The sequence below is a fragment of the Sinorhizobium sp. 22678 genome, assembly GCF_052044265.1.
Lineage (GTDB): Bacteria > Pseudomonadota > Alphaproteobacteria > Rhizobiales > Rhizobiaceae > Sinorhizobium > Sinorhizobium meliloti_A.
On sequence record NZ_JBQEMS010000029.1, the window covers coordinates 33,439 to 57,553 of the forward strand.

Sequence of the window (24,115 nt, forward strand, 5' to 3'; positions counted from 1 at the left end):
AGTGTCGCTAGCATGTGTTTTACGCTTGCTCGGCACTTCCACATGATCTACGCGAACTGTGGGCGGACGCCATGCTAGAGCGCCAATGGTCGGCAGCGGCGGGCCAGCAGAATTCGTATGGACCAGCTAGGGACTCCGAGTTTATCGGCTTTGCCGATATCACCTCATTTGTCCGGCAGCGTATATTTCTGATCATGGCGTTCCCGTTGCTCGGGCTGCTTGGCGCCGTCTTCTCCCTAGCTACGACGGATTCTATGTTCACGGCTCGCACCCAGATTCTCATAGAACCGAAGATCCCCGAACTGCTGCAACGGCAATCCGGCGAGATTAACTTGTCCCTGGACACGTCCCAGGTTGAAACCCAGCTCGCGGTTCTCAGGTCCGAGAAGATTGCGTTAATGGTGATCGAAGAGTTGGACCTTGTCGACAACCCGCGTTTCAAATCCGTGAGCAGCCCGAGCATAGTGGAGCGCATCGAACGAGTAAGGGAAATCGCCGTCGACATGCTCGCTCTCAACGGCGATCCGCAACATCAGGCGATGCCGAAGCCTGCTTCGCCCATCGCAGATCGGTCGGAAACAAGGGCCGTCACGGCACAACTATCGGAGTTTGAGCGCAGGCGCATCGTGGTCGAAACATTCAGAGAGAGCCTGGGCGTCCAGCGCGTTGGTGTCTCCTATGCTATCGATATAACCTTCCAATCCCACGATCCGGCACTAGCAGCAAAGGTCGCCAATGCCACAGCGGCAGCGTTCGTTCGCGAACAATTGGAGACCCGAGCTGCAGCCGCACGCGAAGGCGTGGCATGGCTTGAAAAGCGCATCGAGGAAGTCCGTACCCAGATGAATCTGGCCACGCAGGTGACCCAAGAGTTTCGGGCAAAGCACGACTACAGCGTTGGCCGTCAACTTGGAGCTACAATCGTGGACGGGGAGGTCGTGGCGTCCGGACAAGGGGAGGGAGTGACGCGAAACGGCCCCACTCTCGAGGAGCTCGAGGTTACCGCGGACACATATCGAAAGATGTATGAAAGCCTGTTGGCCGCCTTCACCAGTTCTGTGAACCAACAACCTTACCTGATAGCCGACGCACGCGTCATCACGCCGGCCACGCGACCACTCGCAGCCAGTCATCCGCGCAAGAGGCTAGTGCTTGCATTGGGGGTTCTTTCGGGGCTGATGGCAGGCCTCGGGCTGGCATTCGCACGGCATACGCTGGACCGGACTATTCGGACGTCGAGGCAGGTCAGGGACGAATTGGGCTTTGACTGCGTCGGGGAACTGCCACCAGTGGGCTTTCTGCGAGGCTTTGGTCAGCTGGATGACGTACTAAGGCGGCCGGAGTCTCTGTTCAGCCGGAATCTCAGGCATACAAAGGGTGCCATTAGCCTGGCTGATGTCGCGCATCCCTTGCGATGCATCGGCGTCACCTCGGCCACTCCGGATGACGGCAAGAGCACGGTTGCGAGCAACCTTGCCGCGCTGTATGCCGTCTCCGGCATGCGAACTCTCGTAATCGACGCCGATGGTTTCCACTCCACGTTGACAAAGCGCCTTCCGCATGCCCAGGTACCGACCGGCGAGAACCGCGACGGTGCGGAAATAGAAGGACAGATCACATCCGTTCCAGGGTTGCAATTTGATCTCTTACCAAGCGCGGCATCCGATGCGCTCCGGCTGATTACACCGAAGAATCTGGAAGCATTATTGGTCAATGAACTCGATAGTTATGAGATCATCATTGTCGACCTCCCGCCGTTCACCTCTGGGGTGCACGGTTTGGTGGCTGCTTCCGTGCTTGACGGTGTGCTCATTGTCGCGGAATGGGGAAAAACCCCCCTGGACCTTGTCGGCGAGCTTTCACGCATTTTGCGGGTTACAAAGACCGCGGTGATCGGCGTGGTCATGACGAAGGTCCGTAGCTTGTCGACGCGACAATATCGCAAGCGCACCACTCAGGCGGGGCATTGATTGCAGGTGCCTTGCAGAACGGCTGCACTTGTTCCTGGGCGGCAGACGGTGCTGCTCCGCGTATTGGCGTGATGCGGTCGCCGAGCCGCATTCGAAGCGCGTAGCCGATAGCAACTTAGTAGTAGGCAGCGGCGGCAGTTGCAAAAAACGTTACGCCCTTTGCCGTTCTTGCCTCGCGGCGGCGGCGGCTGAAAAATATCTGGGTGAGATGTCCTGGGGGCCGCTGAGATCATGACAGTCAACACTCCTGGTATTCGCCCAGACCGTCGCGGAATCGTCGCCAGGTTGCTCGGTAGCAACAGCTCGTTGATGGGCGTGCGCCGTTCCGCGCATTCGGAAGCCTCAATAGAACGACCGAGCCACAAATGGCCGCCCCTTCCGATTGAAGGCAGTTCCACCAGGGAGATTGACGCGAATGCTGAGGATCAGCCCTTGGCGCTTGCAAGACCACATGGTCCACATCTCCAGCCCCTTGGCGGTAGCTCCAAGAGAGGCCTGGACCTCGCAGTCGCTTCGACGGCTCTTGTTTTGGCCCTGCCATTAATGGTTGTCGTCGCACTCCTCATCAAGGTCATCACGGGGGGGCCAGTCCTGTTCGTCCATCGCCGTATCGGTTTCAACGGCGCGCCATTCGATTGCTATAAGTTTCGAACGATGGCGGAGAACGCGGACCAGGTACTCAAGGAGTATCTTGCCTGCAATCCGCGGGCAGCCGAGGAGTGGCGGCAAACCCAAAAGCTCAAAAATGATCCGCGCACCACGCCGCTCGGCCAAATGTTGAGGAAGTCCAGCCTTGATGAACTTCCCCAACTGATCAATATCCTGCGAGGGGAGATGAGCTGCGTCGGACCACGGCCCATCGTGGCCAGCGAGATGTCGCGATATGGTGCCGTAGCGTACGAGTATCTAAAAACCCGCCCCGGTTTGACCGGCATTTGGCAGATAAGTGGCAGGAATGACATTGAATACGCGAGCCGAGTTGCCCTCGACGCGCAATACGTACGAAATTGGTCCATTTGGACTGATCTCATCATCCTGGCTAAGACAGCCTACGCGGTCATGAGGTTCGATGAGGCATCGTAGAGGGCCGCAACAGACGTGGCACGTCCGCTGGCTGCAATCAACCGCCTATCGCCGATGTCGATCAAAGGGCGACCTGTGCAACAACGTCGCAAAGAGAAGACCAATGAGATAGGTACCTTGTAAGGTGAGGACGAGGTACAGCGTCGTCAAAAACGTGCGTCCGTCAGAAAACCCCAAGCACTGCATCGCGGTAGCGGTCACTATAATCGTTATCAAGGACGCGACGATGAGCGCAGGCACCCTGAGGCGAAGGCCGATCAGCACGCCGACCGCTCCGACTGCAAGGAAGCTCCAAAGCATACCAACCTCCCCGCAGGCGTCCGAAGGGAAACCAATTAAGCCCAGAAAACCAGAGTCGCTTGGACTTGTGAACGTGAGTCTCTAGATTTTCATGGCTTTTCATTGCCAGGATGTGCAGCCATATTAACCGGCCTGGCGAAAACCCCGTCAGCCCGTAGCGATCCGGCATCATGAGCTTGGATCTGGACCTTGATCTGCTGGCGGCTTATGGCTGCTCGCATCGCATTCATTTCATGATTGTCGGGACGCACCTTGCTGTCCGTCACCGATGTGAGAGGGGGCCGTGAAACAGTGACGACGCCGGGAAGCTCGACCGCTTGCCCTTCCACAGGTCACATAATGGGCTTACAGCCTGCGACCATTCAGTCGGCCGCCTGCCGACTACGGCCGGAATTCGCTTGCTATCACGGTATTGAAGAGCCTAGCGAACATTCGGCACTCTGGATGTCGTCGGCGCGATCGAGAGCGCAGTGGTGCCCGGGGCGCCGGGGTCGGTGGCCTCGAAGCCCTCGAAGTCCTCTAGGTCGGGCATGGGAATTTCTACCTTCAAGGTGTCACCCGGGTTGACCACGTTCGACTCGCCTGCCCGCAGTTCCTTGCTGTGGCCATTTGTCGTGCGTACGATGGTGTAGATCGGTTTGGCCTTAGCGGCCCAAGCCTGGCGCGCCAGAAGCCGAGGCGCTGAAATTTCCGACTCATGTAGCAGTTCAATCGCCGTCTCTGCCCTGCGACCCAGTGCATCGAGTTCTGCCTGTGTCTGGCGCAGAGTTGCAGTGACTTCGTTCACGTACCGATTGCGCAATTCCAGAATAGAGATCTCCGTCTTGCTAATCTCCTGTCGGGTGCGGAGAAGGCTTGTCTCACCCGCCAGTCGTTCACTTTGATACTGCGCCAGCGCGCGTTCCAGTGACATCTCTCGTGGAGCGGCCGCGAGGCCCTTGGAAACAAGCGATGATACATCCCCCAGCTCTTTCTGGATGAGTGCGATCTGCCGGTCGTGGAAAACAAGTTGCTTGTCCAATGATATGAGCTCCTTTTCAAGAAAGGCCCGAAGACTTTCAAGTGCACGGATTTGGGTCTCTAGCCCTTCGCGGCGGGCCTGGAAGATTGACCGTTCCTGCTCCATGAGAAGCGCGACTGCGTGATCGTCTTGACGAGAAATCAGCGAGCCTGGAAAATTAATATTATCTGCGTGCTTAAGCTCCGCCTCCAGTCGTGCCTTACGGGCCAGAAGATTGATGTTCTCAAGCCCGAGAAGGCTGACGTCCCCTCTTCCTTGAATCATTTCGCGCTCGAATCTGGCGATGCTTTCTTCCCTCGTTCTCACGCCTCCGGCGATGCTTACCGCTTGGAGAACCGTAAGCTCCGGCCTGTATGGAAATTCCCCCGGTTGCATCACATGGCCGACGATATAAAAGGGTCTGTACTGAATGACTTCAACTGCCGCATCCGGACGTCTCCCGAGACCCATATTGCGCTTCAAGTTATCGCCAATGGCGTAGGCGAGGCTATTCGGCGTGAGACCGGCGGCAGGGATTGCCCCGACAAAGGGCAGTGACAATGTCCCGCCCGCGCTGACCGTGAAGGTATCATTCAAAGCCTTCCATTCAAAAATAACGTCACGCGAGGCGCGCCATTCATAGATCTTGACGCGCACCTTGTCCTGAGGTCCGAGGAGATATTCATCGTTGGCGATGGCGGCAATTGGTCCGCGTACGGAGAAAACGGAAAGCACGGCGGACAAGGCGAAACGGCCGATGCAACGCCTGGTACCCTTCGACAAAACGCGGGCTGGAACAAGACCCCGCACTTCCAGTGAAATGGGTAATTTGGATCGCGGGTGCTTGTGTGAGGGCATCATCTGGCCTCCTAGGCGGCTATCTTCTGGATGTATTCGGGCTCGATGCGGCCCTTCAGCAGATGCGCGAGGGCTATAAGGTTGCCGCGAAGGCGTCCCCGCCGGTCGATGTATGGCTCCGGCCAAAGGCTGCGCACAAGATTGGCGGCTAGGTTGCGTCCCATCAGCGGCAGTGCGAAACTTGCCGGCACGCTTCCTTTTCTTATCAGGTAAATTGGATTGATGATCTGGGAGTAGCCAAAGCGCTCGCCGCTGACGCGGCCGATCTTGAGCCCCAGATGAACACCGTGCAGTGTACTCAGACCGATCACTCGACCGAACCGTCTCAACTGACTTGTGAAGTCGATGTCTTCCTGCCAACCGTAAAGGACCAGCCGCTCATCGAAGCGCAACTTGCCGATAAACTTCATTCGAATCGACATGTTGCAGCCATAGGCCCCGACATGATCAACGATTTTCGGCTTGACAGGCATTTTCGATCGTTCAGCCGCAAGGACTTGAAGCCCCTCCGCCCAGCTCAGACCTGCAGTTCGGGCGCCGTCCTTGACGACGTGCCCCATCACCACCGCCCAGTCCTCATGGTCATGAAACGCCCGATCAACAAGGCGCAGATAATTGTCCTCGGGGATGAAGTCGTCATCGAAGAAGGTGATCACATCAAAGCGCTCTAAGACCTTATCGAGCGCTTGGTTGCGTTGCGCGCACAGTCCTCTCCTTCCCAAGACGATAGAGATCGGAAATTTGGGCTTCTCGTAGGCCGGAACGTGCGTCTCGTCAGGAGCCGACACGACGACCTCGTCCGGCAGCCTTTCCTGCCGTCCGAGGTGCTCTAGAAGGTGAGCAAGCTGCTCTTTGCGGCCGAAAGTGGCAATGATCACGGCCAGTTTCATCGATAGCTCGCTCTCTTGCAGTTGACATAATCACGGGCCTTCGCCTGGCGAAATTCATCCTAGGCGAGCCGGGGCGGCCAGACAGCCTGTGAATAAGGCTACCGAGGTGCCGGGGGCTGGCCCATCAGACGTAGCCACCATACGCATATCGATTATGTCCGCCTCGCAGGTGAGAACCGTCTAAGCCCGATTGCCACCTTGCCCGCGTCAACAGCCGAACACAGACTGTTTGGCGTGCGTTCCAGAGCCGCGTTCATGTGGAGAACCTGGAAGCACATCGGCTGAGGGGGTGTTCCCACATGCATCATATGCGCCGGGACGAAATGGCCACGATCACTGGCCTTAGGCCGCATAGACGCATTTCTGGTCAAACGCCGCCGGCATTGGCGGACCGCGGCGCAAGAATCGCCATCGTACACGACTGGTGCCCAAACTTTCGCGGTGGTGAGCGTGTGCTTGCCCGCATATGCAAGCTGTTCCCAAATGCAGAGGTCTTCACCCTATTCGACTTTCTTCCAAAGGACATAAAGGAGCAGTATTTTCACGATGTCGCGTTTCATTCCTCGGCCGCCAACCGATTGCCAATGGTGCAAAAATATTATCGCTCCCTGTTTTTTCTTTGCCCTTTTCTCGTCGAGCAGTTCGATGTCACCGGCTATGATGCCGTCATCTCGTCCTCCGCCGCCTTCGCGCGCGGAGTTCTAACCCGGCCTGACCAGCCACATTTATGCTACGTACACAGCCCCATTCGCTACGCGTGGGACGAACAGTTTTCCTATCTTGCGCAGGGTCGTCTTGGATTTGGCCCAAAGGGCCTGCTCTTCCGCTACATGCTGCATAATCTAAGGACCTGGGACACCCGAACCGCCCACGGGCCCGATCTCATGCTGGCCAATTCGAGCTATGTGCGCTCCCGTATCCAGCGAATCTACGGCCGGGAAGCTCAGGTCGTCTTTCCGCCGGTTGCCCTCGACGAACTCGAATTTATCGCCTGCAAAGACGACTATTACGTTACGGCGTCTTTTCTCGCGCCCTACAAACGCACGGACCTTGTGATACGGGCATTCAACGACATGCCATCGAGGCGACTGGTAGTGGTAGGAGAAGGTCAACAATCGCAGAGCCTGCGGGGCATGGCCAGCTCCAACGTAAGCTTCACTGGCTATTTGCCACGACAGGAATATGTGAGGACCGTCGCCAGGGCCAAGGCGATGGTGTTTGCTGGGTGCGAGGATTTCGGAATAGCTCTGGCGGAAGCACAAGCATGCGGTACGCCACTGATCGCTTTTGGCCGCGGCGGCGCGCGCGATATCGTGCAGGCGTTCGGCGAAGCAGAGCATCCAACTGGTATTCTCTTTGGCAGCCAATCTGTGGAGTCGCTCAAGGAGGCCATCCACGTCTTCGAGCAGAACCAGCCGGCGATCAAATCGCAGGCATGCCGATCGAATGCGGACAGATTTTCCGTAAACCGCTTCGACCTGGCGATCCTGAAAGCGCTTGCACTGGCGCAGGCCGCCCACGTCAGGCGATAGACGTGGCAACCGGCCCGCCGGAGGACTGAGACATTCCGTCCAAAACGGCCATTACGTCGAGATATCGGCCAGCCGACGCCTTCCACTGGAAATTTGACGCTCGTACCCTGCCGAGGCCGATCATTTCATCGCGCATGGCGGGCATGTTGCGCACCCGCATGAAACAGTCAAACCAAGCTTCGGCGTCGTCGGGAGAAGCGTAAAGAGCCGCTTCACCGCAGATTTCCGGCAAACTGGCACGATTGGATACAATGACCGGGCAACCGGTGGCCATGGCCTCGAGCGGAGGCAGACCGAAGCCCTCTATGAAAGAGGGGAACGCAAGGCACAGGCAGTCCTGGAGCAGCGCCGCCAATTCCTCATCCGACAGTCTTCCCAGCCAAACGACATTGCTGGCCGGTTCTTTCCGGCCGTCGCTCTTGAAAACGCGCGCGTCGGACATGCCTACCACCGCTATTCGAAGCCCCACAGCGGCAAGCCTTTCGGCCATGCCGATGATCAGGCCGGTGTTCTTGTGAGGAATTGCGCTTCCCATGACGACAATCGTGTCCCGCCCCGCGACGGCCCGAGTCCTTTGGGAATGCCCCGGCTTCCACGAGGCTGCGTGCTCGTGCCCGTTTGGGATCACCATGATCTTGCCAGGTCCGCATATTCGATGACGGACGAGCTCGCCGGCAGAGTAGCGCGAGACCGTCGCGACCGCCGCGACTCTCCTCCCCAAAGCAGGTAGTAAGGTGCGGTAGAGCAGCCGGAACGGGAGCGAATAACTCTGTGGGTAGGTTCGCGTGTTGACATCATGGATGCACAGGATCTGCTTTTGGACGCTCAAGGGGCCGGTATTGCAGAAGCTGAGAAGTCCACCTCGAACGTGAGCTGCAAGCGCTGCCTGCTCCCACAAGTGGCCGTGCGTAGGGGCAATGGCGATGGCGCGCGTTGAGATCCTTTTGAGGGAAGGGGCCCTTGCCTCGCGAGGAACGAGCAATTCGATCTTGAGCTTGCTGGCGAGGAGGGGCTGCTCGACGAGAAGTTCGTCCAAGGCACGCACGATCTCAAAAGCGTATCGCTGAACACCCGTAAGAGGCTGCGCCAGAAAGCGTCCGTTAATTGTCCACGAGCGTTCCATAGTCCGCCACTGCGCGCGTTACACCGCGTCCAAGCCTAGCGCAAACCTTCGGACTTTTCTTCCTAGCCCCCGTCAGCCCTTGGAGTGAGGACCGACGCCCGCTCGTTTGCCCTCGGCGCGGCCAGGCAAACCCCGTTCCGGCGAAAGGCTCACCACGTCACCACCCTTTGGATAGGGCTCTTACTCATTGGCGTTAAACTCGGTGTAGGTCGCAGGACGATGGCCATCGGGCATGCCACCTTTACCTCCAATTGGTTCGTTTCGAACGCGCGCATGTGGAGGTATTTTCCATAAGGTTAGGTTTAAGGACATAAGCCGACGGCATAACGCCTCCAGGTGGACGATAGGGCCCGAGCGACTGATGAGAAGTTGAACGACCCGCGCCCAATTGTTCATTGGATGCTCCATTGTGCATTCGGACAATGTCGTCCGCGGTGGAGTAGCAAGCATGACCGATGTCGGGGGCGCTCGCCCGGTCGACCAGCAGAGTACTCGTGCGAAATCGCCACGGCATGGATGGGACGTAGGGGGACCGGCGCTCGCGGCGCCTATTCCGAATTGGCATCATGACTGGACCATCAACGGGGACTTTCTCGCTTTGCGGCCGACTGGTGTGGCCCGCTATGCGCGAGAAGTAACTTTGGCGCTCGACGCGTTAATGACGGAACGTCATCCGATGACGCGTGGGCTCCAGTTTTCGATTGTCGCCCCTTGCGAACCGCCTGGAGATCTCCCCTTGGAGTCAATCCCGGTGCGTGTGGTGCCGGAATACAGTCGACCTCGGCTGCCGCAGTTCTGGGTGCAGGCGCAATTGCCATTTTATGTAAGGGGCGGATTGCTGAGCTTCTGCAATCTCGCGCCGGTAGCTATACGGCGCCAAATCGTGTGCATTCACGATCTACACACCAGATTGATGCCACAAAGCTACGGCCGAGGATTTCGCTTGGCGCACAGATTGATACTTCCAGCATTGGGCCGCCGAGCGTCGGCGATTACTACAGTATCGAGTTTCTCACGCGATCACATCGCCGGCTTTGGCGTGGCACCTTTCGAGAAGATCACTGTTACCTACAATGGAAGCGATCATGTAGCGCGCTGGGATGCGGCGCTATCGTCGATCGATCTGGGGCAGCGGCCTTTTGTCTTCTGCCTTGGCCAAAGCCAGAAGTACAAGAATGTAGAACTTCTATTGAAGCTTGCCCCAGCCTTGGATCGGCTGGGGCTGGATCTTTGTATGGCTGGCGATGTTGATGCCGCTTTGCTGAAACAATTGGTCCCGCAGCAGCCATCGAACCTCCGACTGCTGGGCCGCATCAGTGACGACGACCTGGCCAACGTGCTTTCGCATGCATTGTGCTTCCTTTTCCCCTCCCGCATCGAAGGGTTTGGTTTGCCAGCCGTCGAAGCGATGGCGCTTGGTTGTCCCCTTATTGCTTCGACTGCCCCCTGTCTTCCAGAGGTGTGTGGGGATGCCGCCCTTTATGCCGGTCCGGCAGATGCCGGATCATGGATTTCGGCCGTCCGCCGACTTTGCAAGGAAGACAGTCTACGTCGCCACTTGGCAGAAAAGGGCAGAGCCCGGGCAGCGACCTTTTCATGGCGCCGGATTGCTGAGGCGTATCTGCACCTGATCGCGGACATCGACTCATGCTAATCACATCCTGCGCGTGAACCCGCCGCAAGGTCTGCGTGACTCGCAGACTTCACCAGATCTGATGACGGCCATTTCCCTTTTGTTGGATTCCTTCCCGGGTCTCGCCCGCATCATTGGACCTCGTCCTGATCTATCCAGTTGGCGGCCAGGCCCCACGATTGAGCGCAATCGCCTCAGACTCGGGCCCAAACACGGCGGCTTCACCTTGCGGTAGCGACGCAAAAATTTAACGAGCAAGCGGGACCGTACTGAGTACTTCGCAAAAGCGTGAGGTTGCCTCCTCGCTCAGCCACAACTCAATATGCGTGACATGACCTCACAAGGGGGGAGCACGATACCGATTTCGCATTAGCTCGCATTAGCAATCTTACGTTGTGGCGCACTCCGTATATTATGCAAGTTTAAAGAAAGGGGGTGCCCCGCAAATGACAGTTGCGTCTGAAGCGTTTGCCCGGGCACTGGAAACCTCGATACTCCGGGTTGCGCTCAACGACAGCGATAAATCCCTCTTTGGGTCGCTCGGCTTCATTCCGAGGCGTTACCCCGCGCATGCGGTGATTACCCGACAGGGAGACGAGGAGGATCGCATCTTCGTCGTCCATTCCGGTTGGGGCTGCATTTGCACCAATTTGGCGAATGGCGAGCGGCAAATCCTCGATTTCCCGCTGAAAGGAGAGGTTGTAGCCTCTCGAGCCTTCGAGGGAGAAGGTTTGGAATCATTCACGGCACAGACCGAACTCATGCTATTCGAGGCGCCCGCCAAGGCGATCTCGTCAGGCCTCGCCCATTCCACGAGCCTTGCCGCTGGCCTGCTCGGGGCGATCGCCCGCGAAAAAGCGATTCTGTCTCAGCACTTGACCAATCTGGGCCGAAGAAGTGCCTTGGTACGTACCGCTCATTTTTTCCTTGAGTTGGGGACGCGCCTAGAGAAGGCGGATGCTGCAAAAAGCCATGGGTTTAAATGCCCCCTAACTCAATATGATCTCGCGGCCGCACTCGGGGTAACCCCGATCCATGTTAACCGGATGCTGCGCGAATTGAGACAGAGGAGCTATTTGGATTTCCGACAGGGTTCCGTTCATTTACTGAACAAAGAAGGCCTAGAGCACTTTGCAGATTTCGATCCAGGTTACCTCCGTTTGCCCGGTGAGACATGAAATGCGAATGCGAGATCAAGATGTTTGAGATAACCCAAAATGGGTATAGTGCGAGCGGATTGTAAAACCGTATTAATCTGTAGAGTAGCCTGTAATTGCTCCGTTTAGGTTAGATTTCCCATATATATACGAAATAATGGTGCATATTAACTTAGGTTAATGAACGGTCACGCTTTAGGGCTTATTCTCGCTTACTATTGGGGATTGGCGCTTTACCGGCGCCCTTTCAAATGTTGACATTTTTTTGTGGCGGGTGACGTGAACCGTTCAGCGCCACCTCATCATTTATTTGCGCCCGACTAATGTTGCGGTGGGGGTGTACCATGCATTCATTGACTCGAATTCACGAAAATGGCGCGCTTGAAGTCCACAGGCTGAGCTCACCTCTTCCTGGCAAGGCAATAAGTGAAACGCATAACAACACGGCAGCGGGCTCGGCTCTGCTCCTGCTGGACAACCGAACACTCGATAGGGAATGCCTGTCCCAATGTCTCGTGCTGCATGGTATCGGCATGCAAGTCTTAGCCTATGGTTCAGTTGATGAATGGCGCAAGGACAAAGAACCTCATCCGCCCATCGCGGCAATCCTGTTGAATATCGGTGGTCGAAAGGCTGTCGATGCCAGCAATTCGGCCGAAATCTCGGATCTGGTAAGGGAATTTGACCCGACCCCCGTCGTGCTCCTATCCGACTGGGATGAACTGCCTCAAATCCTCAAGGCACTTGAGTGCGGAGTCAGGGGCTATATACCATCCTCAATCGGGTTCGACGTCTGTGTGCAAGCCGTCAATCTCGCGCGAGCCGGCGGGATATTCGTCCCCGCCAGCAGTGTCCTGACCACACGAATGGACATGGTCGCTGGCGGGGAGGTGACACGGCCTCTGGGGGGGATGTTCACGCAGCGGCAGGAAGAAGTCATCCAAGCGCTCAGGCGCGGCAAGGCGAACAAGATCATTGCCTACGAGCTCAATCTGCGTGAGAGCACCGTAAAGGTCCACATCCGGAACATCATGAAAAAGCTGAAGGCTACGAACCGGACTGAGGTTGCTTACAAGCTCAGCGATATGTTCGTCGTCGAGGGCGGAGCACGGGACAAGCCGGGACTGCGGGAACCGCGATCCTGTTAATGGTTCCAACAATTGGAGGTGCGCGAGGCGGTGCAGATGAATTTTGCTCGTTTTGAATCGGCGTCGGCAAATGGGCGGGCCCAAGAATCCGGGCCGGACAAATTTACCTATGAGACGAGCCCGCTGATACGGGCGACGGGGTTTCGGGAATACGATGCGCGGTGGTGGTTCGGGCGCTCCGATGGCGGGACGGCGCCCGAACTTAACCTGATGGGCGCTCAGGCACTGGGCATGGGGCTTGGCACCTTCATCCAGCGCTCCGGCGCCGGTCCGGAGATCGTGACCGGGCACGACTTCCGTTCCTACTCGCTTAGCATCAAGCTGGCATTAGTTTGCGGGCTGATGGCCGCAGGCGCCCGGGTCAGGGACATCGGCCTGGCTTTGTCTCCGATGGCCTATTTCGCGCAGTTCGCACTCGACGTGCCGTCGGTCGCGATGGTGACGGCCTCGCACAACGAGAACGGCTGGACCGGCGTTAAGATGGGCATGGCCCGGCCGCTGACCTTCGGGCCGCAAGAGATGGCGGAGTTGAGAAGGATCGTACTGGAAGCTGACTTCGACCTGACCGGCGGCGGAGCCTATGAGTTTGTTCCCGACTTCCGTCGGCGCTATATCGACGATCTGACCCGCGGCAGGCGCATCGGCCGGAAGCTAAAGGTCGTTGCCGCCTGCGGCAACGGCACGGCCGGCGCTTTTGCGCCTGATGTGCTGCAACGGATCGGCTGCGAGGTGATCCCGCTCGACTGCGAGCTGGACCATTCCTTCCCCCGCTATAATCCCAATCCCGAGGACCTGAAGATGCTCCATGCCATCCGGGACAAGGTCTTGGAGAGCGGCGCCGATGTCGGCCTGGGCTTCGACGGCGATGGCGATCGCTGCGGGGTGGTCGACAACGAGGGCTGCGAGATCTTCGCCGACAAGATCGGTGTGATGTTGGCACGCGATATTTCCGCTTTGAATCCTGGTTCGGTTTTCGTGGTCGACGTCAAATCGACCGGGCTCTTCGCGAGCGATCCGGTGCTGAAGGCGAACGGTGCGCGCACCGACTACTGGAAGACCGGCCATTCCTACATTAAACGAAGGGTCGCTGAACTGGGTGCCATCGCGGGCTTCGAGAAGTCGGGCCACTTCTTCTTCAATCCGCCTCTCGGGCGCGGGTATGACGATGGGTTGATCACCGCGATGTCGATCTGTGAGATGCTCGACCGCAGTCCGAACAGAAGCATGGCCGACATCTACCGGGCGCTGCCGTTGACCTGGAGTTCACCAACCATGTCGCCACCTTGCGCCGATGAGGTGAAGTATGCCGTGGTCGAACGGGTGGTGGAGCGGTTCCGGGCGATGCAGCGGGACGGAGTCCCTGTCGCAGGACAGATGATTGCCGATCTCGTCACCGTTAACGGCGTGCGCGTGGTGGCCGAGGACGGCACCTGGGGACTGGTGCGGGCATCCTCCAACAAGCCGGAGCTCGTCGTCGTGGTCGAAAGCCCGGTCTCGGAAGCACGCCAGCGCGTCATGTTCGAGGCGGTCGACTGCGTACTCAGGGAAAATCCGGAGGTCGGCGCCTACAACCAGACCTTCTAGCCGGAAGCGAGCAAGGGAAGAGGGCGAAGTTATGCCGGAACGGATTTCCTGCTTCGTAATGAGCGGCGGCGTCGGTTCGCGGCTTTGGCCACTTTCACGCGAGGACAATCCGAAGCAATTCCATGACCTTGCCGGCCACGGCTCGATGCTGGTCAACACCGTGCGGCGGCTGAAGGCTCGACCGGCTGGGGACACGCCAGTCCACGTGATCGCGTCGGAGCGCCATTCTGAGCGGATGCGTGCCGACCTGGCCGGCATCGATTTGGCGGGTGGTCACGCGATCTTCGAGCCGGTTGGCAGAAATACGGCTGCCGCGGTCGCTGTGGCTGCACTCCAGACGATTGCCGCTCACGGCGACGGACTGGTCTTGGTTGTGCCCTCCGACCACGAGATTTCGACCGAGGAGCAGTTCTGGAATACAGTGGAAAAGGGCGTGCCGGCGGCCGAAGCCGGCAGACTTGTTGTCTTCGGCATCCCGCCGGACCAGCCGGAAACTGGGTACGGCTACATAGAGTCGGTTGGTAAGGGCGATGTTCGTGATGTCGCCCGGTTTGTTGAGAAGCCTGGACTGGAGATGGCGAAGGCCTATGTCGCGTCCGGAACCTTTTTCTGGAACGCTGGCATTTTCCTGTTTCGCGCCGGCGCTATGCGCGCAGCCTTCCGCAAGCATCAGGCCGTGATCTGGCAAAAGACAGAGTGCGCCTTCGCGGCGGCAGCGACCGAGGTGTCGGGCACCTACCTTCCAATTGAGCAATATTCGACAATCCCCTCTGCCTCGATCGACTATGCGATCATGGAGCATGCGAGCGGCATCGCGATGGTGCCGGCGAGCTTCTGTTGGAGCGACCTCGGCTCCTGGCAGTCGCTGCTCGATATCAGCCCTACCGACGGGAACGGCAACGTGGTGATCGGCGACGTCGTCGCAATCGATTGCGAGCGCTCCTACCTGCGCAGCCAGGGTCGGCTGCTCTCGGTCATCGGTCTCCGAGACGTCGCGATCGTGTCCACGGCTGACGCCACCTTCGTGGCGCCGGTCGCCAAGAGCCAGGAGGTCAAGCGCATCGTCGAACAACTAGAGAAGAGCGGGCGTTTGGAGACGAAGTTCACCCCGGCTCACGGTCGCGTGCTTCAGCCCGGTGCCTGGCGTGAGCGGGTCGCTCACTGGCTGTTCGAGGAAACGCTGCCGCTGTGGTCTACGGTGGGTGTCGACGAGCGCCATGGCGGCTTCCACGAAGCCATGAGTTTCGAGGCTGCGCCGCTGATGAAGCCCAAGCGTATGCGCACCATGGCCCGTCAGGTCTACGCCTTTTCCGTGGCAAAGCTACGCGGCTGGGACGGCGATGCCGACCGGTTGATCGAGCATGGCATTGCGTTCATGGAGAAAGGACGTACTCAACGCGGCGGCTGGGCGCGGGTGCTTCAGGAAGACGGCACGATTGCCGATGCGTGTGAGGATGCTTACGATCATGCCTGTGTCCTGTTGATGCTCGCTCACGCACACCAAGCCGGCAATCCAGACGCTCTGCGGCTCGGCCAGGAGACCTTCGCCTTTCTCGACGAACACCTGGAGGACGACAGACTGACCGGTTTCCTCGAGACATCAGACGGTACCGAGTTGCGCCGGAGCAACCCGCATATGCATCTTCTCGAGGCTTTCCTCGCCTGGTACGCAGCAACGGGCGAGCGGGGTTATCTGCGCCGGGCTGCCCGCATCATCGATCTGTTCCGCAGCCATTTCTTCGATACCGAAAGCTGGACGCTCGGCGAATATTTCGACGAGGCCTGGAGGCCGGCCGCCGGTGAAAAGGGCCAGTGGACCGAGCCTGGCCACCATTTCGAATGGGCCTCGCTTCTCGTCGAGTTTGCCGCAAAAAGTAGGCAGACGGATCTGATTGCTTTTGCACGCAAGCTCTACGCTTCCGCGATAGCAACTGGGCTCAATCGATCCACAGGACTGGCTTACGGAGCGGTGTCGCGCGCCGCCCTCCCGCTTGACCTCATCTCGCGCAGTTGGCCGCAGGCCGAGGCGGTCAAAGCCGCGCTCGCGCTTGAAGGCACGGGTGGACCGGATCTCAAGCCGGAGATCGAGGCGCGTGTCGGTCGCCTGTTCCGGTGGCACATCGACCCGGCGCCGCTCGGCATGTGGATCGACCGTATCGACGATAAGGGTAGGGCCGTTGCGACTGAAGTGCCAGCTTCCATATTCTATCACCTCGTGACCGCCCTTATGCAGTATCTCGATAAGACGGAAGAAGCTCTCTATCGATTGCCTTCATTTTCTCAAAGCGTCGGTGCCGCAGACCCTTCAGCCGCACTCAATAAGGAAACTGTGTAATGAAACCCCGAAGCGGCATCGACGTAGGTCCGCTACAGGCATTCAACGGGTGGATGTTCTGTTGAGCTTTTCTTAGCGAGCGACTAGGCATTGTTGCCTCCCCGCGAAGATAATGTCCAAATCATAAGGGGTTTATGTCGTATAGACCTGCGCGCATATGTCCTGTTGATGCGGATGCTTATCACTGCCAGCCAAAACGGTTCTCCGCAATCGGTGTGCTGGACCCAGGATTTGCCGTAGGTAACCGTGAGGCACCGCTGGGCTTCTCAACCCCACGCCAATCCGTTCAAGCCCAATCCATGCCGAAAGGTCGCCGATGCGACGCCGCTTCTGGTGCGCGCCAGATGCAAAGAAGCGCTACCGCTGTTCGACCTGATGATGATGGGAGGCGGACGAGAAATCCCGCCTAGATCTGAGCAGCCGCAACCTCATGCCGCTGCCAGTACATCCGTGGTCAACGGCACGAGGGCACGAGGGAGGACTTGTAATCTGCGCGTTGATTGTGACGGTGGCAAGTTGAACGCAGTACGCAATTGTGCGTAGCCAGCGTTTCGCGATCGGAGAATGCCGCTAGCGACCACCTGATGAGTACCATCACCTTTTCGGCGGCCCTGCAGCTCGCACCTTGGTGATGAAGCGTATTTCGCTTGCCCCAAAAGCTGAATAGTTTGGACGAGCTTCGGTTAGCGATATTGGTCCCTTAGGCAACTTCGCACTCGTCTGTATCGGCTCTCTTTCCCGGCTTTTGTTCGCCGCAGGCGGCCAGCCAACTTCTCAAGCAAGTTGCAGCTCACTGCCTTCCTGCTCTTGCGCCGGCGTGGCCACATGGTGGGGCCAACGGCAAGCGCCAGGGCGGACTTGATAGACGGTGCGCCGAAAGCGGCCGTGATCTCGCGCCTTACATGAACCTTAGTGTCAGATAATAGACACTAATTCTGCGGTTTCCTTTGATGTGCGCTCAGCTTTAGTCTCTCAAATACGTCGGGACAGAACTCGAACTGCCTCGCAGTTCCGCGCCCCATGGAGTTCTTCACAATTGTCTCTGTAAGTATGCCTCGCTCAACGAGTGGGTCGACCGATTCCGCCACGGCATTGCGCGTCAATCCGGTGATTTTAACGATGTTTGAAAGCGTTAGCTTTTCGTGGCTCTGGTGCATCATGTAGAGGACCGTCATCATCCCAAGCTGCTTCAGCCGCGATTGCGGAGTCTCCCCGTCGATGGGTTTGTCGAGGACTTCTTGCAGGGCGTAGGCCGCAAATAACTGACTCTGCCAATGTGCGTTGAGTGCTCTTGCCATCTTTTATACTATCAGTTATATGATTGTAAAACGAGGCGGGAAGCCGCAGAGCCTGCTAGGTTCCGCAAATGCTTGCGTCGGTGAAGGGTAGTGGTCATGGACAAGTCTCTCATGCAGGCAGTCATTGCTGCAGCCAGCTTAGCGTCATTCTATCTGGTTTTCGACGGTAAAGCGCGAGCGTATGAGTGGGGATGCCAGGTTATCCTGTGCCTTTCCGCTCCCGGCGGACCGACGCAGTATGCAGAGTGCCGGCCTCCGATCGAGAAGCTCTGGCGCGCGCTTGCAAAGGGACACTCTTTTCCGACCTGCAGCGGCGTTGGGTTCCAGGCCTCGCGCCCCAGATACCAGCCGTATTACTGCAATGATGGCTACCGCCTGACGACGCGGTATGGAGATCGTGGGCGCGAGGCGAGCTGCGTCTCGACCACGCCACAAACCGTCTCAAGTGATGAATGCTATTCCGACAATGATCGGAACACCTCGGCGATGTGGCGCCGGAGCGAGGGCCGCATGAAGTGCCAACGCTATGTGACGACGCGGCCGAACGTCCGCGCGCAACCCCATTATGTCGACGTGACCATCGACGGCGTCGGCAAACAAAGGGTGTGGTACTGAGCCATGCCTGTTGCGTTCCTCGATCTGGCGCAAACGTGCGCACCAATGGTTGCGGCCGAGACACTCGCCGGCGTCGTCAGTCTTGAAAGCAGATTCGAGCCGTTGGCCATCCGGATCAACAGCGGCGCCAAACTTTCGCAGCAGCCCGCGACCGAGGCGGAAGCGATCGAGATCGCCACATCGCTGGTAGCCGAGCGGCAGGACATCCAACTCGGTCTCGGTGGTATTGGCACGGAGGAACTCCGGAACCTGAAGCTCTCGATCTCCGACGCCTTCGACCCGTGCCTCAACTTTCAGGCCACCGCGACGCTTCTCGACGGATATTACCGGCTCGCAGTGAAGGCCGGCGCGGATCCGTACCAGGCCGAACAGGTGATGCTGCAATCCTACTACGGCCGAGACGATCCGTCCGTTGGCGCCAAGGTCCAGTACGACGAGCAGGTCCGCGAAGAAGTGAAGCGGCTCGGCAAAACCGTTGCGACTCTCGTGATCGGAGATGGCGGACAGCAGAGGGAGGTCACCGAAGCTAGCGCCGGCGATGTGGCGGTCGCGGAGGCGGACGACGTCCGGCCCGTCGATGAGACGGCATCAGCGCCGTCCTGGGACGTTTTCAGTTCGCGGCGGAAGTCTTCCGTCCTCGTGTTTCAGAACAGTCAAATGGAGCAGAGTGAATGAATTTAAGTTCCCGTATCCGCCCATTAGCCGCCAGCGGTTTAATGGCCGTCGCCATTGTGGCCACTCTGGTCGAACCGGCCTTCGCGCAAGCCGCCGGCATCGAGACCGTACTGCAGAACATCGTCGACATGCTGACCGGAAACATCGCCAAGCTGCTGGCCGTCATCGCGGTGATCGTGATCTGCATCGCCTGGATGTTCGGCTACATGGATCTGAGACGGGCAGGGTTCTGGATCATCGGCATCGGCGGCATCTTCGGCGCCACCGAACTTGTGAACACCATCGTCGGAAGCTGATGTCATGGCGACCGCGCGGCCAACGCTCGAGGACGACACGCTGTTCATCGCCTGCACCCGGCCGGCGATGATCGCCGGCGTGACGATGGAAGCGATGGGCGTGAACATCATGCTGACGACCATTCTCTTCATCGTTGCCGGCTCGGTCGCCTACTTGGCTGTCGGCGTCGTCTTCCATCTGGTGTTCCGCGCGCTCGTCAAGCACGACCACAACATGTTTCGCATCCTGCTTGCCTGGGTGGAGACGCGCGGCCGGTCACGCAACGGCTCCTATTGGGGTGGGGCGACGCTTTCGCCACTGAGGCAGGCCCGGCGTTACGACGAAAAGGACCTCGGATTTGCCTAGTCTCGCCACACTCAGGTCTCGCGAGCTTGGCCCGGAGACCTTCATTCCCTATGTCCGCCACGTCGACGAATCCACGATCGCGCTCGATTCCCGCGCGCTCATGGTGATGATCGCGCTTGAGGGCGTCTCCTTCGAGACCGCGGACGTTCTCGACTTGAACGCGCTTCACCGCGATCTCAACACGCTTTATCGGAACATAGCCGACGAACGGCTTGCCCTTTGGACCCATCTCATCCGCCGTCGCGACAACAGCTATCCGGAAGGCACGTTCACCACGCCGTTCTCCGCCGCGCTCAATGACAAGTACCGCGCGCGCATGGTGGGCGAGGATCTGTTTCGCAACGATCTCTACCTGACGATCCTGTGGTCTCCGGCGCGCGATCCGGCCGACAAGGCGGCGAAACTGTTGTCCCGCCTGCGTCACGCTCGTCGCGCTGGCATCGAGCTGGATCAGGAGGCCTTCAAGCAGCTTCGCGATAAGGTGGTCGATGTCACGGCGGCGTTGAAGCGCTTCGAACCGCGCGTACTGTCGCTTTACGAGCACGATGGCTTGCTGCTCTCGGAACCGAGCGAGGTCCTGCACCAGATCGTCGGTGGCCGACGGGAGCCGATCCCGCTGACCGACGGGCGCATCGCCTCGGCGATCTACTCCGACCGCGTCATCGTGGGCCGCGAGACGATCGAGATCCGGCACGAGGCGACGAGCCGCTTTGCCGGCATGCTGAGTTTCAAGGAATATCCGGCCCGCACCAGGACCGGCATGCTTGATGGTGTGCTCACCAGCCCTTTCGAACTGATCCTGGCCCAATCCTTCTCCTTCGTCTCGAAGGCGAACGCCCGCGCCATCATGGGCCGCAAGCAGAACCAGATGGTGAGCAGCGGCGACAAAGCCGCCTCGCAGATCGAGGAGCTCGACGAGGCCATGGACGATCTGGAGTCCAACCGGTTCGTGCTGGGAGAGCACCACCTGACGCTTTCCGTCTTCGCCCCGTCGGTGAAGGAACTGACCGACAACTTCGCCAAGGCTCGTGCCAGCCTAATCAGTGGCGGCGCAGTCGTCGCGCGCGAAGATCTTGGCCTTGAGGCGGCCTGGTGGGCGCAGCTGCCGGGAAACTTCCGTTACCGCGCCCGGTCCGGAGCGATCACGTCGCGGAATTTCGCAGCCTTGTCGCCCTTCCACGCCTATCCACTCGGCCGGAAGGACGGCAACGAATGGGGTCCCGCCGTCACCCTGCTCAAAACGGCCTCGGGGTCTCCGTATTATTTCAATTTCCACTATGGCGATCTCGGCAACACCTTCGTCTGCGGACCCTCCGGCACCGGTAAGACCGTGCTTCTCAACTTCATGCTGTCGCAGCTCGAAAAGCACGATCCGCATGTGGTGTTCTTCGACAAGGACAGGGGAGCCGATCTCTACGTGCGCGCCGCCGGCGGCACCTACCTTCCCCTCAAGAACGGTGTCCCGACCGGCTGCGCCCCTCTGAAGGCACTCGAACTGACGCCAGAGAACAAGGTGTTCCTGACGCGCTGGGTCGGCAAGCTTGTCGGTTCGGCAACGCGGGAACTGACCGTGACTGAACTCCGCGACATTGCGTCCGCCATCGACGCGCTCGCCGACCTGCCGGTCGAGCGGCGGACGATTGGCGCGCTCAGGACTTTTCTCGACAACACCGATCCAGAAGGTATCGCGGCAAGGCTGCGGCGGTGGGAGAGGGGAGGGCCGCTCGGCTGGGTTTTCGACAATGTCATCGAGGACATCGGCTTCGGCGAGTTTGGTGTCGGCGGCAAGTTCGTCGGCTATGACATGACCGACTTCCTCGACAACGAGGAGATTCGCACGCCGCTAATAGCCTACCTCTTTCATCGAGTCGAGCAACTGATCGACGGCCGCAGGATCATCATCGTCATCGACGAGTTCTGGAAGGCGCTTCAGGACGAGAGCTTTCGTGATCTCGCCCAGAACAAGCTCAAGACGATCCGCAAGCAGAACGGCCTCATGCTGTTCGCCACGCAGAGCCCGCGCGATGCGATCGTCTCGCCGATCGCCCATACCATCATCGAGCAATGCCCGACCCAGATTTTCCTGCCGAACGCCCGCGGCAACCACGCCGACTATATCGACGGCTTCAAGCTGACGGAGCGCGAATACGAGCTGATCGCGCGCGAGCTCTCCGTCGAGAGTCGCCGGTTCGTGCTGAAGCAGGGGCACAACAGTGTCGTTGCCGAGCTGGATCTCAACGGCTTCGACGACGAGCTCGCTATCCTCTCCGGCCGGACCGCCAATATCGAACTCGCCGATGCCATTCGCGCGGAGGTGGGCGACGGTGCCAAGGACTGGCTTCCCGTTTTCCAACAAAGAAGGAGTGCGAGCTGATGGCTTTCCATCGACTTCACGGTGCGGCAATCGCCGCGGCGCTGATCCTTTGCCCCGGCAGTGCGGCGGGGCAGGGAATCCCGGTGATCGACCAGACGGCGATCGCCAAGCACATCGAGAGCATTGCGCAGTTGAAGTCCCAGCTCGATGCCCTGCATCAGCAGATCGAGCAGGCGCAGCAGCTTTATGGTTCGTTGAATAAGCTGACCGACATGGCCGATGTCGCCAGCGTCCTGAATGATCCGGCGATCCGCGAGGCGCTGCCGGCAGATTTCAATGCCATTGAAGGATTGTTCAAGGGCAACGCCACCGGCCTCTTCGGCGATTCCGCGTCGAAATTCCTCGAAGGCAATACGACCTACCGGACCAGCGCCGACGACTTCTATGCGCAGGAGCTTTCCCGCATCCAGAACAGGAATGCCGGGCAGATGAGCCTTGGCGAGCAGATCTATGACGCCGCGACCAAGCGCATCGATGGTATCGACCAGTTGCGGCAAAAGATCTCCACGGCTGGCGACGCCAAGGATATCGCCGACCTTCAGGCGCGGCTTCAGGCCGAAACGGCTTTCCTCCAGACCGATGTGCTGCGGATGGAGGGGCTGCGGATGGTGCAGCAGGCTCAGGCGCAGGTGGACGAACAGCGTAAGGCCGAGGACTGGCGCCAGCGCATGGACACGATGAAGGCGGCCCTGCAATGAGGAGACTGCTCCTTCTTCTGGCAATGCTTGGCCTGGCGGCCTGCTCGGAGCCGTCGGACCGGAGCTACACCGTCGATGAGTTGGTGGCCGACGAGGCGCTGCTTACCGACATCATCACGAAGTGCCGTAACAATCCAGGCAAGCTTCGCGACACCACGAACTGCAGGAACGCCGAAGCCGCCGACGGCAAGCTGCGGCTGCAGCGCATGCGTGACTCCTTGGGAGGCTGATGCGCATGTATGAGGTGTTCAGCTTTGTCGACGAGCAATTCAAGACCCCCCTGGAGACCTTCATCTCCGACGGAACGTCGAACATCTCAGAGTGGGTCTCAGGCCCGTTGACGGCGGCGATCACCCTCTACATTGTACTCTACGGCTATCTCGTCCTTCGCGGTTCGATCCAGGAACCGATCCTCGATTTCGCCTACCGGGCGATCAAGCTCGCCATCATCGTGATGTTGGTGAAGAACGCCAGCGAATATCAGACCTATGTCACCAACATCTTCTTCGACGTCCTGCCGCGCGAGGTCTCCCAGGCGCTGAACACCGGTACGGCGCCGAGCGCCTCGACCTTTGATAGCCTGCTCGACAAGGGGCAGGCCTCTGCTACCGATATCTGGTCGCGTGGTTCCTGGCCGGTCGACATTGTCACGGGCGTCGGTGGCATGATGGTGATCGGCGCAAGCTTTTGCGTCGCTGCGATCGGCTACATCGTTTCGCTCTACGCCCGGCTGGCGCTCGCCATCGTGCTGGCGATCGGGCCGATTTTCGTGGCGCTCGCCATGTTCCAGTCAACGCGACGCTTCACCGAGGCTTGGATCGGGCAGCTTGCCAATTTCGTGATCCTTCAGGTCCTCGTCGTGGCCGTCGGCTCGCTGCTGATCACCTGCATCGACACGACCTTCACGGCAATTCAGGGATATAGCGACGTGCTGATGCGCCCGATCGCGCTTTGCGCCATCTGCCTTGCCGCCCTCTATGTCTTTTACCAACTCCCCAACATCGCTTCGGCGCTGGCCGCCGGCGGGGCGTCGTTGACCTACGGCTACGGCGCCGCACGCGACGCCCACGAAAGCACGCTGGCTTGGGCAGCATCACACAGCGTCCGTGCGGCCGGGCGCGGTGTCCGAGCCGTTGGTCGAACCTTCACCTCGAAAGGCTCGGGATCATGACGCCTTTCGCACGAACAAGAAAAAGGCTC

General features: G+C 59.1%; 20 protein-coding genes. 16 read left to right on the forward strand and 4 right to left on the reverse strand.

The window, feature by feature from the left end:
• Positions 1-71: 71 nt before the first annotated feature.
• Positions 72-1,970: a polysaccharide biosynthesis tyrosine autokinase gene (locus ACTJKL_RS28105; RefSeq protein WP_102762256.1), complete on the forward strand. Its 1,899-nt coding sequence runs from the start codon at positions 72-74 to the stop codon at positions 1,968-1,970.
• A gap of 231 nt (positions 1,971-2,201) precedes the next feature.
• Positions 2,202-3,053, forward strand: coding sequence for a sugar transferase (locus tag ACTJKL_RS28110; protein ID WP_411923956.1), 852 nt, complete (start codon positions 2,202-2,204; stop codon positions 3,051-3,053).
• Between the two features lie 721 nt (positions 3,054-3,774).
• Here the strand turns inward: ACTJKL_RS28110 and ACTJKL_RS28115 are convergent.
• Positions 3,775-5,214 carry a polysaccharide biosynthesis/export family protein gene (locus ACTJKL_RS28115; protein WP_440854362.1) on the reverse strand — a complete coding sequence of 480 codons (1,440 nt, stop codon included), beginning with the start codon at positions 5,212-5,214 and terminating at the stop codon, positions 3,775-3,777.
• Between the two features lie 8 nt (positions 5,215-5,222).
• Complete coding sequence (locus ACTJKL_RS28120) at positions 5,223-6,101, reverse strand: glycosyltransferase family 2 protein (protein ID WP_440854363.1); 879 nt, start codon at positions 6,099-6,101, stop codon at positions 5,223-5,225.
• 299 nt (positions 6,102-6,400) lie between these two features.
• Between ACTJKL_RS28120 and ACTJKL_RS28125 the strand changes: the two genes are divergently transcribed.
• The gene (locus ACTJKL_RS28125) at positions 6,401-7,633 is read left to right on the forward strand and encodes a glycosyltransferase family 4 protein (RefSeq protein ID WP_440854364.1); all 1,233 of its coding nucleotides are present in this window, start codon (positions 6,401-6,403) and stop codon (positions 7,631-7,633) included.
• Here ACTJKL_RS28125 and ACTJKL_RS28130 read toward each other — a convergent pair.
• On the reverse strand, positions 7,623-8,756 hold the full coding sequence (locus ACTJKL_RS28130) for a glycosyltransferase family 4 protein (protein ID WP_440854365.1): 1,134 nt from the start codon (positions 8,754-8,756) through the stop codon (positions 7,623-7,625). The genes ACTJKL_RS28125 and ACTJKL_RS28130 overlap by 11 nt on opposite strands.
• A 448-nt stretch (positions 8,757-9,204) precedes the next feature.
• On the opposite strand from ACTJKL_RS28130, the gene ACTJKL_RS28135 reads away from it, so the two are divergent.
• The 5 genes from ACTJKL_RS28135 (at position 9,205) to ACTJKL_RS28155 (ending at position 16,613) form a co-directional block, all read left to right on the forward strand.
• Positions 9,205-10,410, forward strand: coding sequence for a glycosyltransferase family 4 protein (locus ACTJKL_RS28135; protein ID WP_440854366.1), 1,206 nt, complete (start codon positions 9,205-9,207; stop codon positions 10,408-10,410).
• 425 nt (positions 10,411-10,835) lie between these two features.
• On the forward strand, positions 10,836-11,567 hold the full coding sequence (locus ACTJKL_RS28140; RefSeq protein ID WP_411934743.1) for a Crp/Fnr family transcriptional regulator: 732 nt from the start codon (positions 10,836-10,838) through the stop codon (positions 11,565-11,567).
• 302 nt (positions 11,568-11,869) lie between these two features.
• A complete protein-coding gene (locus ACTJKL_RS28145) occupies positions 11,870-12,694 on the forward strand; it encodes a response regulator transcription factor (RefSeq protein WP_411934742.1) in 825 nt (274 codons plus the stop codon).
• 36 nt (positions 12,695-12,730) lie between these two features.
• The gene (locus ACTJKL_RS28150; protein ID WP_411934741.1) at positions 12,731-14,278 is read left to right on the forward strand and encodes a phosphomannomutase/phosphoglucomutase; all 1,548 of its coding nucleotides are present in this window, start codon (positions 12,731-12,733) and stop codon (positions 14,276-14,278) included.
• A gap of 31 nt (positions 14,279-14,309) precedes the next feature.
• Positions 14,310-16,613 (forward strand): AGE family epimerase/isomerase, encoded by a 2,304-nt coding sequence (locus ACTJKL_RS28155; RefSeq protein ID WP_102764686.1) that lies wholly within the window; start codon positions 14,310-14,312, stop codon positions 16,611-16,613.
• A 929-nt stretch (positions 16,614-17,542) separates the two neighbouring features.
• Here ACTJKL_RS28155 and ACTJKL_RS28160 read toward each other — a convergent pair.
• Positions 17,543-17,911: a MarR family transcriptional regulator gene (locus ACTJKL_RS28160; RefSeq protein ID WP_411934740.1), complete on the reverse strand. Its 369-nt coding sequence runs from the start codon at positions 17,909-17,911 to the stop codon at positions 17,543-17,545.
• Positions 17,912-18,007: 96 nt separating this feature from the next.
• Between ACTJKL_RS28160 and ACTJKL_RS28165 the strand changes: the two genes are divergently transcribed.
• The 8 genes from ACTJKL_RS28165 to ACTJKL_RS28200 are packed head-to-tail and all read left to right on the forward strand — an operon-like array spanning position 18,008 to position 24,086.
• On the forward strand, positions 18,008-18,526 hold the full coding sequence (locus ACTJKL_RS28165; RefSeq protein ID WP_411934739.1) for a hypothetical protein: 519 nt from the start codon (positions 18,008-18,010) through the stop codon (positions 18,524-18,526).
• A 3-nt stretch (positions 18,527-18,529) separates the two neighbouring features.
• A complete protein-coding gene (locus tag ACTJKL_RS28170) occupies positions 18,530-19,201 on the forward strand; it encodes a lytic transglycosylase domain-containing protein (RefSeq protein ID WP_411934738.1) in 672 nt (223 codons plus the stop codon).
• The gene (locus ACTJKL_RS28175; RefSeq protein WP_411934737.1) at positions 19,198-19,497 is read left to right on the forward strand and encodes a TrbC/VirB2 family protein; all 300 of its coding nucleotides are present in this window, start codon (positions 19,198-19,200) and stop codon (positions 19,495-19,497) included. Before ACTJKL_RS28170 ends, ACTJKL_RS28175 begins: the two co-directional genes overlap by 4 nt.
• A gap of 4 nt (positions 19,498-19,501) precedes the next feature.
• Positions 19,502-19,843 (forward strand): VirB3 family type IV secretion system protein, encoded by a 342-nt coding sequence (locus tag ACTJKL_RS28180; protein WP_102762270.1) that lies wholly within the window; start codon positions 19,502-19,504, stop codon positions 19,841-19,843.
• A complete protein-coding gene (locus tag ACTJKL_RS28185) occupies positions 19,836-22,217 on the forward strand; it encodes a VirB4 family type IV secretion/conjugal transfer ATPase (RefSeq protein WP_411934736.1) in 2,382 nt (793 codons plus the stop codon). Before ACTJKL_RS28180 ends, ACTJKL_RS28185 begins: the two co-directional genes overlap by 8 nt.
• Positions 22,217-22,915, forward strand: a complete 699-nt coding sequence (gene virB5 / locus ACTJKL_RS28190) for a P-type DNA transfer protein VirB5 (protein WP_411934735.1) — start codon at positions 22,217-22,219, stop codon at positions 22,913-22,915. The genes ACTJKL_RS28185 and virB5 overlap by 1 nt, the downstream gene beginning before the upstream one ends.
• Positions 22,912-23,145, forward strand: a complete 234-nt coding sequence (locus ACTJKL_RS28195) for an EexN family lipoprotein (protein ID WP_440854367.1) — start codon at positions 22,912-22,914, stop codon at positions 23,143-23,145. Before virB5 ends, ACTJKL_RS28195 begins: the two co-directional genes overlap by 4 nt.
• A 5-nt stretch (positions 23,146-23,150) precedes the next feature.
• Positions 23,151-24,086, forward strand: coding sequence for a TrbL/VirB6 family protein (locus tag ACTJKL_RS28200; protein ID WP_440854368.1), 936 nt, complete (start codon positions 23,151-23,153; stop codon positions 24,084-24,086).
• The last annotated feature ends 29 nt before the right edge of the window (positions 24,087-24,115 follow it).